Annotated in this window: 12 protein-coding genes and 3 tRNA genes; 9 read left to right on the plus strand and 6 right to left on the minus strand. The window is 48.2% G+C overall.

The features are described from left to right. Nucleotides 1-34: 34 nt before the first annotated feature. On the minus strand, nucleotides 35-1,201 hold the full coding sequence (locus tag ACLTOQ_RS02595; protein ID WP_412318655.1) for a hypothetical protein: 1,167 nt from the start codon (nucleotides 1,199-1,201) through the stop codon (nucleotides 35-37). A gap of 238 nt (nucleotides 1,202-1,439) precedes the next feature. Here ACLTOQ_RS02595 and ACLTOQ_RS02600 point away from each other — a divergent pair, with 238 nt between their 5' ends. Then, nucleotides 1,440-1,637: a hypothetical protein gene (locus tag ACLTOQ_RS02600; protein WP_337427316.1), complete on the plus strand. Its 198-nt coding sequence runs from the start codon at nucleotides 1,440-1,442 to the stop codon at nucleotides 1,635-1,637. A 299-nt stretch (nucleotides 1,638-1,936) separates the two neighbouring features. Here the strand turns inward: ACLTOQ_RS02600 and ACLTOQ_RS02605 are convergent. Beyond that, nucleotides 1,937-2,007: transfer RNA gene (locus tag ACLTOQ_RS02605), tRNA-Gly, on the minus strand. Nucleotides 2,008-2,244: 237 nt separating this feature from the next. Between ACLTOQ_RS02605 and pyrH the strand changes: the two genes are divergently transcribed. From pyrH to ACLTOQ_RS02635, 6 genes are all read left to right on the plus strand, one after another. Beyond that, on the plus strand, nucleotides 2,245-2,940 hold the full coding sequence (gene pyrH, locus ACLTOQ_RS02610; RefSeq protein WP_262585568.1) for a UMP kinase: 696 nt from the start codon (nucleotides 2,245-2,247) through the stop codon (nucleotides 2,938-2,940). A gap of 18 nt (nucleotides 2,941-2,958) precedes the next feature. Next, entirely contained in the window at nucleotides 2,959-3,510 is a 552-nt protein-coding gene (gene frr / locus ACLTOQ_RS02615; RefSeq protein ID WP_021914409.1) for a ribosome recycling factor, read from the plus strand. Between the two features lie 135 nt (nucleotides 3,511-3,645). Further along, the gene (locus ACLTOQ_RS02620; protein ID WP_337562945.1) at nucleotides 3,646-4,353 is read left to right on the plus strand and encodes an isoprenyl transferase; all 708 of its coding nucleotides are present in this window, start codon (nucleotides 3,646-3,648) and stop codon (nucleotides 4,351-4,353) included. 2 nt (nucleotides 4,354-4,355) lie between these two features. Further along, the gene (locus ACLTOQ_RS02625) at nucleotides 4,356-5,183 is read left to right on the plus strand and encodes a phosphatidate cytidylyltransferase (protein ID WP_262585569.1); all 828 of its coding nucleotides are present in this window, start codon (nucleotides 4,356-4,358) and stop codon (nucleotides 5,181-5,183) included. Nucleotides 5,184-5,243: 60 nt separating this feature from the next. Next, the gene (locus ACLTOQ_RS02630; protein WP_262585570.1) at nucleotides 5,244-6,392 is read left to right on the plus strand and encodes a 1-deoxy-D-xylulose-5-phosphate reductoisomerase; all 1,149 of its coding nucleotides are present in this window, start codon (nucleotides 5,244-5,246) and stop codon (nucleotides 6,390-6,392) included. Next, a complete protein-coding gene (locus ACLTOQ_RS02635; protein ID WP_262585571.1) occupies nucleotides 6,389-7,510 on the plus strand; it encodes a M50 family metallopeptidase in 1,122 nt (373 codons plus the stop codon). Before ACLTOQ_RS02630 ends, ACLTOQ_RS02635 begins: the two co-directional genes overlap by 4 nt. A gap of 297 nt (nucleotides 7,511-7,807) precedes the next feature. On the opposite strand, the gene ACLTOQ_RS02640 is transcribed toward ACLTOQ_RS02635, so the two are convergent. From ACLTOQ_RS02640 to ACLTOQ_RS02650, 3 genes are all read right to left on the minus strand, one after another. After that, nucleotides 7,808-7,880 (minus strand) — tRNA-Ala (locus ACLTOQ_RS02640). Between the two features lie 49 nt (nucleotides 7,881-7,929). Further along, nucleotides 7,930-8,003 (minus strand) — tRNA-Val (locus ACLTOQ_RS02645). A 183-nt stretch (nucleotides 8,004-8,186) separates the two neighbouring features. Beyond that, nucleotides 8,187-8,834, minus strand: a complete 648-nt coding sequence (locus tag ACLTOQ_RS02650; protein WP_117960116.1) for a DUF1836 domain-containing protein — start codon at nucleotides 8,832-8,834, stop codon at nucleotides 8,187-8,189. Between the two features lie 184 nt (nucleotides 8,835-9,018). On the opposite strand from ACLTOQ_RS02650, the gene ACLTOQ_RS02655 reads away from it, so the two are divergent. After that, nucleotides 9,019-10,044 (plus strand): ABC transporter substrate-binding protein, encoded by a 1,026-nt coding sequence (locus tag ACLTOQ_RS02655; RefSeq protein WP_262585572.1) that lies wholly within the window; start codon nucleotides 9,019-9,021, stop codon nucleotides 10,042-10,044. Nucleotides 10,045-10,210: 166 nt separating this feature from the next. Here the strand turns inward: ACLTOQ_RS02655 and ACLTOQ_RS02660 are convergent, their stop codons facing one another. Beyond that, the gene (locus ACLTOQ_RS02660; RefSeq protein ID WP_118763568.1) at nucleotides 10,211-10,522 is read right to left on the minus strand and encodes a YerC/YecD family TrpR-related protein; all 312 of its coding nucleotides are present in this window, start codon (nucleotides 10,520-10,522) and stop codon (nucleotides 10,211-10,213) included. Nucleotides 10,523-10,708: 186 nt separating this feature from the next. Between ACLTOQ_RS02660 and ACLTOQ_RS02665 the strand changes: the two genes are divergently transcribed. Next, entirely contained in the window at nucleotides 10,709-13,231 is a 2,523-nt protein-coding gene (locus ACLTOQ_RS02665; protein WP_412318755.1) for a UvrD-helicase domain-containing protein, read from the plus strand. Nucleotides 13,232-13,273: the final 42 nt, after the last annotated feature.

Genomic DNA, 13,273 nt, shown 5'->3' on the forward strand with positions numbered 1-13,273 from the left:
AACGGAAGACTTTTCTGGATGTTGGCGTTGAGACTTATTCGTTCAAGGAATAACCGCAAGCGGTGCAATATTTTTGACTGTCTGCAGATTCGCCAATTTGGTGCTCTTCTTTTTCGGTATGACCGCAGAATTCACAGACCAGCTGATGATAGGATTCATCAAGACTTTGCCCGACGGTGTATTCATGTGTACAGGATTGACCACAGATCTCACAGATACCGTCCGGATCAAATACACATGCGCCATCCATTGTATGTCCACACACGGAACAGGTTCCCTTGTGAATCCGCACGCCGTCTTCGGCAGTCTCGGTTGTATAGGTATACAGATGGGATTCTTCTTTTATAACGCCGCCGCATGCACCACAGATTTCTTTATGGGAAGAATCATCAGCGGTATAATGATCAACGGTACAGCTTTCTGCCTGTTCTTCGTTGATATATCCACAGAGGACACATACGGGACCGTGCATAGTTGTTCCGGTGATCTGTTTCCTGCCGTCGAACTCATGATTGCAGGGGACCTCCGGTTCTGGTGTTGCCGGCTCCGGTGTTGGTGCAGGTGTCGGCACTGGGGTTGGAGCGGCAGAAGATGGTAAGGTCAAAGAGGACAGGATGTTCGAAACAGAGCTGTTGTCTACACTGGAAGGGACGATCAGTCTGGGGGATGCAAGGATCTGTCCGTTCATTCCGCTGACTGTAAAGCCGGCTTTTGTCGTTGCGTCAATGGTCGTATATTTTCGGTTTTCTTTGATGCCGAAATTTACATAGTGAACATAGTATGCCAGAAGATCGTCGCCAAACGCCTTTTGCAGATCCGGATAAGCGGAACTGTATGCAAAAACATTGAAGTCAGAATTAATATCAGATCTTCCTTCGTTCAAACCGAAAATAACAAAATGGTTCCAAAGCGCTTCTGAGTCATTTCCAAAGGCCTTTGCAACATCCGGATATGCTATTGCATACCGTTCGGGTTTGAAAACCTGCCTTAAAGCTTCAAGGGCTTCCGGGGTATATGTTATTTTGTACTTTTTCATAATTTCCTTGTGCAGAGAGGTCTCGGAAGAGGTGTTTTTGTTTATTGTATTCAGTGTATTCAGTGCGCTCATATTGTTTTTGACAATCATTGCGGCGTTTGCCGTCATACCGGAGCCCAGACACATGGTGAGGGCGAGAGCGAATGCCAGAAGTTTCTTTTTCAATATTCCATCCTCCTTTTTCTGAAAAAAAGTTCCTTTATCACAGGTCTATGTTACTATTTTTCAAAAAGCTTTGCAACGAAATCGCAATAAATAGTATTTCCGTTACAGTTCACTCGTACTTTTTTGTAAGCAGATTTCAGGCTTGCATGAAAATCTGCTTACAAAAAAGTACGGAGGGAGCGCCACTTTATGAGCAAAAAGGAGCTGTGAAGCAGCGGAGAGCGTCGAAGCGCGGTTCATGACAATGCTGGTCCTTGGGATTCCGTATGCCGGTGCGGTTTCCGCGTTTGTGGCTGTCACTGCGCTGGTGCCGATTTTTGGCGCATGGATCGGCGGCGAAGCATTCGGCATCTTAGGGATGCTGTTCAGCGTTCCCGTCTGTGCTGTGCTGTTCAGTCTTTATTTAGAGTACATGAAGAACGCACACACCTTTTAAGACGTGGTCTATTTAACATACAGGACGATAACTTACTTCGTGAATGCCGGATTTAAGATCTTAGCTGACCGCCGTATCCTTGAAATCCACCGCCAAGTCCCCAAAAGTGGACTGTGTAGGCAATAGGCTGACGTGCCTGCTCCGAAACGCTGGGAAGAACCCATGATCGCAGAATCTGCCATTGGACGCAAAAAAAACGGTGTGACCTTCACGGTCGCACCGTTTTTTACCCAACCACAAGACTTATAGCTCCTTACGGCTGTCAAGCCTTGTGTTTACAGGGTTTCGGGCATACAAAAAGCAGATGACGGGAATCGAACCCGCCTCCTCAGCTTGGGAAGCTGATGTTCTACCGATGAACTACATCTGCATGACATACATTATAGCATATGAATTCAAAAAAGAAAAGCATTTTATTCATAACAATAGAATATCCACGGAGCATACATGCCGTTGTATGGATTGCCCGTCAGAAGCTGCGAGAAAACTGCAACTACAGTTTTAGAGATTTTTCACTTTTCGTTCTCAGTATTCTATGATATACTGTCTGCAGAAGGCTTTGTAAGCGATGCAGAGCCAATATTACGGTTTTACGGAAGGTGAAAAGATGCAGAGAATATTATTAAAATTGAGCGGTGAAGCGCTTGCAGGAGAAAAGAAGCATGGTTTTGACGAGGATACTGTCAGGGCTGTAGCGCTTCAGGTAAAACAGCTGGTGGATGATGGCATTCAGGTCGGCATCGTGATCGGCGGAGGAAACTTCTGGAGAGGACGTACCAGCGAGCACATTGACCGCACCAAAGCGGATCAGATCGGTATGCTTGCGACAGTGATGAACTGCATCTACGTTTCAGAGATTTTCCGTTCGGTTGGAATGATGACCAACATTTTGACACCGTTTGAGTGCGGTTCCTTTACGAAGCTGTTTTCCAAGGATCGCGCGAACAAATATTTCGAAAAAGGAATGGTCGTATTCTTTGCAGGCGGTACGGGACATCCGTATTTTTCTACGGATACCGGCGTTGTGCTGCGCGCTATTGAGGTAGAGGCGGACGTTATTCTTCTCGCTAAGGCGATTGATGGCGTATATGACGACGATCCGGCGAAGAATCCGGCGGCGAAGAAGTATGACGAAGTATCGATTCATGAGGTAATCGAGAAAAACCTGCAGGTAGTGGATATGACTGCATCGATTCTGGCGAGAGACAACAAGATGCCGATGTGGGTATTTGGTTTAAATGAAAAAGACAGCATTGTCAACACAGTAAAGGGCAATTTTACCGGCACCAAGGTAACGGTATAAGGAGGATAGGAGAACAAGATGGACGAGAGATTACAGCAGTTTGAAACAAAAATGGAAAAGACCTGTGAATATCTGGAAGCAGATTTCATGACAATCCGTGCAGGACGTGCCAACCCGCATGTACTGGACAAAATCCGTGTGGATTACTACGGTTCTCCCACGCCGCTGCAGCAGGTGGGCAATGTAACTGTTCCCGAACCCCGCATGATCCAGATTGCACCCTGGGAAAAATCCCTGATCAAAGCAATCGAAAAAGCAATTATGGCGTCCGATATCGGCATCACCCCATCTAACGATGGTAATGTGATCCGTCTGGTATTCCCGGAGGTAACAGAGGAACGCCGTAAAGCGCTGGTAAAGGACGTTAAGAAAAAGGGCGAGGACGCAAAGGTTGCAGTCCGCAATGTCCGCCGTGATGGCAATGATTTTTTAAAGAAGCTGGGCAAGGAAGACGTTTCTGAGGATGAAATCAAGGAGCTGGAAGATCAGCTGCAGAAGCTGACTGACAAGTTCGGCAAGGATATCGACAAGCTGGTAGAAGCAAAATCCAAAGAGATTATGACCGTTTAAAACGGATACAAAAGTACATTCTGCCAGGATGAACAATGGAATGTACACGTTGAAAGCATTATATTGTCATGAATAGTGAGGGAGAAGGGGGCAGGCTGGGCTTGTCCCCTTCTCTCAGATAGGAGAAAAGAAAGAATGAATATTCCGAATCATGTGGCGATTATTCTGGATGGAAACGGCAGATGGGCAAAGGCAAAGGGCATGCCGCGCAACTACGGACATGTGCAGGGGGCAAAGACCGTAGAACAGATCTGCGAGGATGCATGGAATTTGGGCATCCATTATCTGACGGTATATGCGTTTTCCACTGAAAACTGGAATCGCCCCAAGGATGAAGTATCCGCGCTGATGACGCTTCTGCGCAATTATATGAAAAGCTGCTTAAAGCGTGCAACACAGAACAATATGTGCGTGCGCGTGATCGGGGATAAGACAGGGCTCGATGATGATATCCGCAAACGGATTGCGGAGCTGGAGGAAGCGACAAAGGACAACACCGGTCTGCATTTTCAGATTGCGATCAATTACGGCGGCAGGGATGAAATCCGCCGCGCTGTGACGAATCTGGCAGAGCAGGTACAGGCAGGAACCCTGCAACCGGAGAAAATCACCGAGGAAAAGATCAGTGCTGCGCTGGATACGGCAGGAATCCCGGAGCCCGACCTTTTGATCCGCACCTGCAATGAGCTTCGGATTTCCAATTTCCTGTTGTGGCAGCTGGCCTACACAGAGTTTTATTTTACACCGGTGGCGTGGCCCGATTTTTCAAAGGCAGAGCTGGAAAAGGCAATTGAGGCATATAATCATAGAGACAGAAGATATGGGCTGGTGAAGGAGGAGTAACAATGTTCTGGACGAGATTGGGCAGCAGCGTTGTGCTGGTTGTGCTGGCGCTGATTTTTCTGATCAGTGGAGGTCCTGTTCTGGGAGCGGTGTGTCTGCTGCTTTCCCTGACGGCTTACTACGAGCTGATTAAGGCGTGCCATGTGGAAAAAGATGGCAAATTTACGCTGCTGGAAATCATGGGAGGCTGCGGAATCGTGCTGTATGGCGCAGCGATGATGCTTTCCAAAAATTTTCTCTGGGGAATCGGGGCAATTGTCCTGATGTTTCTGGCAGTGATGTTCGTCTATGTGTTCCATTTTCCCAAATACCATGCAGACCAGGTGATGACTGTTTTTTTCTGTGCATTTTACCCGGGGGTGCTGTTTCCGTTCATCTATCTGACCCGGGAACTGAGCTGGGGAAAATATCTGGTGTGGCTCATTTTTATCAGCTCCTGGATCTGTGATACCTGTGCCTATTTGACCGGTATGGCAATTGGAAAACATAAGCTGGCACCTGTGCTCAGCCCGAAGAAATCGATAGAGGGTGCAATTGGAGGCGTAGTCGGTTCTGCCCTGGTAGGAGCATTATTCGCATGGCTGTTTCTTATTCCGGAGACCGGAAGCGATGCGATGATCTGGGTGGTTGCGCTGATCAGTGCTGCCGGTGCAGTCATTTCCCAGGTAGGAGATCTTTCAGCGTCTGCAATCAAACGAAATCACGATATTAAAGATTACGGAAAGATAATTCCGGGACACGGCGGGATCATGGATCGGTTCGACAGTGTGTTATTTACCGCACCGGTGATCTATTTCCTTTCGGTCATTTTGCTCGGAGCGGTTCATTAAAAAAATGGTTTCGGATTTTTCCGGAATTGTGTATAAGCGGGTACAGGAGAGGAAAACTATATGAAAAAAGTAGCAATATTGGGTTCTACGGGGTCAATCGGAACCCAGACCCTGGAAATTATCCGGGATAATGAGGATTTACAGGCGGTTGCGCTGGCAGCAGGGCAGAATGTCGATCTGATGGAAAAACAGATTCGGGAATTTCATCCGCAGATCGCGGGAATGTGGAGTGAGGAAGCGGCGGCTGACCTTCGGCAGAGAGTTTCAGATCTTCCGGTCAAAATCGTGTGCGGGATGGACGGACTGCTGGAAATCGCGTCTTTCCCGGAAAGCGACGTTGTCGTTACGGCGGTGGTCGGCATGATCGGTATCCGTCCGACCATCGCAGCGATTGAAAGCGGAAAGACGATTGCGCTTGCCAATAAAGAAACATTGGTGACAGCAGGACATATCATCATGCCGCTGGCCGCTCAAAGAAAGGTTCCGATTTTGCCGGTAGACAGTGAGCATTCCGCAATTTTCCAGTCTTTACAGGGAAGAGCGGATAATCAGATCCACAGAATCTTGCTGACAGCCTCCGGCGGTCCGTTCCGCGGAAAAAAGCGTGCGGACTTAGAGCAGATGACGCTGGAGGATGCGTTGAAGCATCCGAACTGGTCGATGGGCAAAAAGGTGACAATTGATTCGGCATCCCTCGTCAATAAGGGGCTGGAAGTGATGGAAGCGAAGTGGCTGTTTGACGTATCTCTTGATCAGATTCAGGTTGTTGTGCATCCGCAGAGCATTGTGCATTCCGCAGTGGAATATGACGATGGTGCGGTGATTGCACAGCTCGGGCTTCCGGATATGAAGCTGCCAATCCAGTATGCCCTCGTTTATCCGGAAAGAAGACCGATGAACGCGCCATTTATGGATCTGTTTGCAATCCATCAGCTGACCTTTGAAGCACCGGACACCGAGACGTTTCCGGGACTTGCGCTCGCCTATCGGGCGGCAAGAGAAGGCGGCAGTATGCCGACCGTTTTCAATGCGGCGAATGAAATGGCTGTCAAGCTTCTGCTTCAGAAAAAGATCCGTTTCGTGCAGATTCCGGAAATCCTGGAAATGGCGATGGAGCATCATCATACTATAGAAAATCCTGATGTGGTGCAGATCCTTCAGGCAGAGGCTGAGACCTATGAACAAATCAGGCAGGAGATGAAACTTTGATCGGAACAATCATCATTTTTTTACTGATCTTTTTCGTGATCGTAATGGGACACGAATTTGGTCATTTCCTGATTGCAAAAGTGAACGGCATCCGTGTGAATGAATTTGCAATCGGGATGGGACCGAAGATTGCAGGCTTTAAAAAGGGGGAAACGGAATATGTGCTGCGGGCGTTCCCGTTGGGCGGCGCATGCATTTTTGAAGGGGAAGACGGACTGGAAGCGGCGAAAGAAGAGGCATCTGCCGCAGGCACGCCGGCGGATAAAACCGGACGGGGCGCTTTGCGGAATGTGCCGGTGGATGTGGATCGCGGAAATTTCCAGAACGCGCCGGTATGGAGCCGGATTGCCACTGTTTTTGCCGGACCGTTGTTTAACTTTTTACTGGCATTTATTTTCGCAATTATGGTTGCGGGTTACGCCGGTGCAGATCTGCCGGTGCTTGGCAGCGTAGTGGAGGGTTCTGCAGCGGAGGCAGCCGGAATGCAGGCGGGAGACAAAATCCTGCGGTTTAACAGCAAAATCAATCTGGCACGGGAAATTTCCCTGGAAATGGCATTGAATAAAACCGGAGAGCCTGTAAAAGTGGTATATGAGCGTGACGGTCAGGAGTATGAAACGACGCTGACGCCGATTTATAACGAAGAAGCAGGTAAATATCTGGTCGGCTTTCAGAATTATGCGTCCTATGATGAGGCGAAGGGGACAAAGCTGTTCCGTTATGCCTGGTACCAGCTGCGCTTTTGCATAAAAAATTCCGTGCTGAGCGTGAAATCCCTGGTAGAGGGTAAGTTGTCCAAGAACGACGTGGCAGGACCGGTTGGCATGGCACAGATCGTGGATCAGGTGAAAACAGCTGCAGAACCCGGCGGACCGATGCTTGTGTTCATGAACATGGTCAATCTGGCGATGCTTCTGTCAGTCAGCCTGGGCGTGATGAATTTGCTTCCGCTGCCCGCACTGGACGGTGGCAGACTGGTATTTTTGTTCCTGGAGGTACTTCGTGGAAAACCGATCCCACCGGAAAAAGAAGGCGTCATTCATTTCGCGGGCTTTGTCGCACTGATGGTTCTGATGGTGTTTGTGATGTTCAATGATATTCAGAGAATTATCGGGTGAAAAGGTTTCGGATAGGAACCCGCTTGGGCGGCTGCCCCATTCCAAAAGATGGTGCAGCCGCTCAAGTTATTTATTTCATAGGAAAATACGTCCTATGAAATAAAAACGCTCCGCGCGGATCGCACTGCAGCGGAATGGAAGAATGTCGCTTGCGCGACCCGCCGCAGGCGGAGAATCCTGCTTCGCAGGATTCTTTTTTATACAGTTTATAACAATAGAATGCTCGCAGAGCGTGCATTCTATTGTGTATACAGAAAATAAGCCGTCAGAATCAACATTCTAACGGCTTATTTTGGATGGACCCGATGGGATTCGAACCCACGGTCTCTGCGTTGCGAACGCAGCGCTTTCCCAGCTAAGCTACGAGCCCAAACATAATTTATGAAGAAAAATCAGACCTTTCATAAAAGGCACTGATATGGAAGCAACGGGGCTCGAACCCGTGACCTCTCGCGTGTGAGGCGAACGCTCATCCCGGCTGAGCTATACTTCCGTTTCCTGCTAAAGTTTATTTTAGCACTTTCCAGGCAGGAATCAAGTGGCAGATGGAAAAAAATGCTGTTCACAGTCATGCTGTTATAAGCAGACGTACCGTTTGCAAACTGAAGCGGTACAGCGTTTGCAAACGCTGCAGTTACTGTGATTCATGACATAGAATGCTCGCAGAGCGTGCATTCTATTGTTTTTTATCAGAACGACTGTGACGGGAGCGGTGTTCTGTGGTGTCTGTTTCTTTTGCGCTGCAGCTGTCGATCAGTTTTTCAATCAACATTTTTTTAACATAGACGTCAAAACTGAGCATGCAGATGAAAGAAAAGGTCTGGAGAAATTCCTGATCCTCTGTGGCAGCATCCGAAAAGGTTTCCTGAGCTTTGTGATATTTGCGTACGACGTCCTGCTTCATTACTTCAACTTCTTCCCGCTCGAGACTAAACACCTCGTTATAGATCGTTTCAAGCTTCAGCCCTTCGTTTCCGGCAAAGAAACGGTCGGTAATCGGTTTTAATACGGTCTGAATGTCGCTGATTGACAGGATGCCCTTGAAATAATAGATAAAAATCAAAAGCAGCATGTGCTCGCGGGAATATTTCTTGCGGACGGGCGGCGGCAGCAGGTCGTTTTTGGCGTAGTTGTTGATCATGGTTTTGGTCAGGATCTTGTCCACTTCGGGATTACGGGCAGCATTTTTCAGACGGCTGTCCATAAAAGTCGTCACCTGATCCATGTATAATTCGATATCTGGGATATCATCCGGACGGATATAATCAATACGGTCCAGACTATCCAAAATACTTTGTAAAAGATCCCCTGTTTCCAGTGTCATATGAAATGCTCCTGTTTTCCATAAGATAATGAAGATTGTTTAATGAATTCATTATATAGTATTCAAAACCAGATGACAAGAGAAAAGAAACTCAATATAGAAAGACCATTCTGTGAAGGGACAGCACATGGGACAATAGGAGCGCATAGGATAAAGAAACATGTGTTGAGGAAGCAGCTATTTTATGAAAAAAAGAAGATGGATATGTCTGGCGCTGACAGCGGCGTTGACGATTGGCATGCTGGCAGGTTGCGGGCAGAAGAAAGATTTATCGGATGGAGGGGAGAAAAAGAAACTTCAGAAGGTTACGTTGAACGAGGTGGCGCATTCCATATTTTATGCGCCAATGTATGTGGCAATAGAAGAGGGCTATTTTAGAGAAGAGGGCATTGATCTGACGCTGGTGACAGGATTCGGTGCGGATAAGACCGTTACGGCAGTGTTGGCGGGAGAGGCGGATATCGGTTTCATGGGCTCCGAATCAACGATATATACAAAAAACGGCGGAGCCGAGGATTATCTGATCAATTTCGCACAGCTGACGCAGCGTGCCGGAAACTTCCTCGTTGCGAGGGAACCGATCGAGAATTTCGAGTGGGATATGCTGAAGGGCAAAAAAGTGCTGGGCGGCAGGGCAGGCGGCATGCCGGAAATGGTATTTGAATATATTTTAAAGCAGTACAACATTGATCCGACCGAAGATCTTTCCATCGACCAGAGCATCGATTTTGGTTCCACGGCAGCAGCATTTTCCGGCGGGCAGGGGGACTTCACAGTAGAATTCGAGCCTCATGCAACTGCCCTGGAGCAAAAAGGTGACGGCTATGTTGTCGCTTCGCTGGGAGAAGAGTCCGGTTATGTGCCCTATACGGCATTTTCTGCGAAAAAGAGTTATCTGGAAGCGCACCCGGATACCGTGCAGGCCTTTGTAAATGCGCTGCAGCGCGGCATGGAAAAGGTATCACAGAGCACGCCGGAAGAAATCGCAAAGATGATTGCGCCGCAGTTCCCGGAAACGGACGAAGCGGTGCTGACGGCGATTGTGAGACGCTATGTCGAGCAGGATACGTGGAAAACCGACCTGATTTTCTCGGAGGATGCATTTGTTCTGCTGCAGGATATTCTGGAAGAGGGCGGCGAGCTGACAAACCGCGTTGCATATGAAGATCTGGTCAATACAGAGTTTGCAAAAAAGGCGCTGGAGCGCTGAGCGTTTTGAAAACAGCAGCAAAAAAAGAGCGGAGACGCCGGAAAAGTTTTCCGGAGCCTTCGCTCTTTTTTACTCATGTAATGTAGACAAAATGTGTGCATTACGGTGTTCACCGGATCCGATTCCAAATCCTGTTGCAGGGTACCCCCTCTTGGACCTGCGGGACTTACTGTTCCGAATCGGGTTCGGAAGCTTCTGCCATTCTGGAGAAAACCAACTCGTAGCCGTCGTTGCCGTAATTTAAGGAACGGTTGACGCGGCTGATTGTAGCAGTGGAAGCGCCTGTTTTTTCTGCGATATCCAGATAGGTTTTGCCTTCCTTTAGCATGGCTGCAACCTCAAAACGCTGGGAGAGGGAAAGCAGCTCATTGACAGTGCAGAGATCTTCGAAAAATGCGTAGCATTCTTCCTTGTTCTGCAGGCTCAAGATCGCGTCAAACAGGTGATCTACGGCCTCCGTTTTAATTTTTTTGTTCATCCGACTAACTCCTTTACTTTTCTAATGGAGTGGACTTCGTTCGTCCATATGTTTCTATTTTAACATATTAAAGTCTAAAAGTAAAGCGGACAAAGACAGCGTCTTTCGTCTTGTATCGCAGACTAAAATCTGTTAAAATCGAAAAGACACTTATAGATGGAAAAAAACAGGAAACAGTGGGGAACTATGAGCATTTACGATACCTTAAATGACAGACAGCGGGAAGCTGTTTTTAAAACAAAGGGACCGGTGCTGATTCTGGCGGGAGCGGGAAGCGGAAAGACCAGGGTGTTGACGCACCGTATTTCCTATCTGATTGAGCACGAAGGCGTAAAGCCGTGGAATATTCTGGCGATCACCTTTACCAATAAAGCTGCCGGGGAGATGCGTGAACGAGTGGACGATCTGATCGGGCACGGCGCGGAACAGATCTGGGTTTCGACGTTTCACTCCACCTGCGTGCGGATTCTGAGACGTTACATCGACCACCTCGGCTATTCGACAAATTTTACGATTTACGATACGGATGACAGCAAGAACATCATCAAAGAGGTCTGCAAAAAGCTGCAGATTGATACGAAGGTTTATAAGGAACGGAGCCTGATGTCCGCAATTTCTTCCGCAAAGGACGAGCTGATTTCCCCGACGGAATATGCGCTCTCCGCGATGGGAGATTTTTCCAAGCAGAAAATCGCGTCCGTTTATCAGGAATATCAGGCAGCTCTGAAAAAGAACAATGCACTCGATTTTGATGACCTGATTGTCAAAACCGTAGAGCTGTTCAAAACCAGTCCAGAGGTGCTTGCGTACTATCAGGAGCGTTTTTTGTACATTATGGTGGATGAGTATCAGGATACCAACACGGCGCAGTTTGAGCTGATCCGTTTGCTGGCGGATAAATACCGCAATCTTTGTGTTGTAGGTGATGACGATCAGTCGATCTACAAGTTCCGGGGTGCCAACATCAACAATATTCTGGATTATGAAAAATATTTTCCGGAAGCTGCGGTCATCAAGCTGGAGCAAAACTACCGTTCGACCCAGACGATTCTGGATGCTGCCAACGAGGTGATCCAAAACAACGTGGAACGAAAAAAGAAGATTCTCTGGACAGATAAGGGTGAAGGCAGCCTGATCCATTTTAAACAGTTGGATACTGCATATGAAGAGGCGGAATTTATTGCAGATGATGTTTGCAAAAGAAAACGGAATCGGACAGCAGATTATAAAGACTGTGCAGTGCTTTACCGGACCAATGCCCAGGCGCGACTGCTGGAGGAACGGTTTATTATAGAAGGGATTCCCTATGATGTGGTCGGCGGCGTCAATTTCTATGCGAGAAAAGAAATTAAGGACATTTTGGCATATTTAAAGACGATTGACAACGGACAGGACGACTTGCAGGTGCGCAGAATTATCAATATTCCGAAGCGTGGAATCGGTGCAACGACAGTAAACCGCGTGCAGGCATATGCGGAAGAAAACGAAATGAGCTTTTACGATGCCCTGCGGCAGGCGGATCAGATTCCCGGGCTTGGCAGAAGCGCATCGAAGCTGGAGCCGTTTGTGACGCTGATCCAGTCCTTTCGGGCGAAGCTGGAATATTATACGTTAAAACAGTTGTTGGATGATATCGTAGAATCCACCGGTTATGTAAAAGAGTTGCAGGAGTCGGATGACGAGGAGGCGGAAGATAGAATCGCCAACATCAACGAATTGATTTCCAAGGTGGTCGCGTTTGAAGCGGCACACGAGGATGCGACGCTGAGCAGCTTTTTGCAGGAGGTTGCGCTGGTTGCGGATATTGATGGCGTGGAATCCGATAATAATAAAGTGCTTCTGATGACGCTGCATTCCGCAAAGGGACTGGAGTTTCCGGTTGTTTATCTGGCTGGCATGGAGGATGGCATATTCCCCAGCTATATGAGCATCATGGACGATGACCCGACCGCGATCGAGGAAGAGCGCCGTCTGGCATATGTCGGAATCACCCGTGCGCGGGAGGAACTTACGATCACCTGTGCAAAGCAGCGTATGATTCGTGGCGAGACGCAGTATAATCCGGTCAGCCGGTTCGTGAAGGAAATTCCCGCAAATCTGCTCGACCAGAGGGTAGGAGGATCGAAACGGTTTTCCTTTGAAAAAGAAGAGACGGATGATTACAGCGGTTTTTCAGGATTTTCCGGTTTCTCCGGTTTTTCCGGCTTTGGAGGCGGCAGCTCAAAGAACGAGAGCACAGGCGGATGGAACGGCTTTGGCTCCACCGGACGCAGCAAGACAGGAGGCAGCGGATTTGGAAATAGCAGCTTTGGCACGTCGAATGCAGACACAAGGAGCAGCGCTTCTAAAGGCAGCTTCGCTGCGTCAGGCAAAACAGGCTTTTCCGGGGAAAGTTTTTCGACCGGCAGCTTTACCGGCTATGGAAAGCCAAGGGCAGTTGTGAAGCCGAAAAAAACCGCAGAGGACAGAAAACCTTTTATCGCGCAGGGGCTTGGCAGCTTAAACGGCGTGAACGGAATTTCCAGAGGCTCTGTAAAATCTACAGCGCTGGAATATGGTGTTGGCGACCGTGTGCGGCACTTAAAATACGGTGACGGAACGGTGACGGAGATTGTGGACGACCCGCGGGATTACAAGGTGACGATCCAGTTCGACGGAGCTGGTCAGAAGATTATGTATGCGGCGTTTGCAAAACTGAAAAAACTATAAATTTTCCGGATTCATATAGTAAAAGTAAAAAAAGGGTGGTAT

Source organism: Gallintestinimicrobium sp. (assembly GCF_046968865.1).
GTDB classification, from domain to species: Bacteria; Bacillota; Clostridia; order Lachnospirales; family Lachnospiraceae; genus Gallintestinimicrobium; species Gallintestinimicrobium propionicum.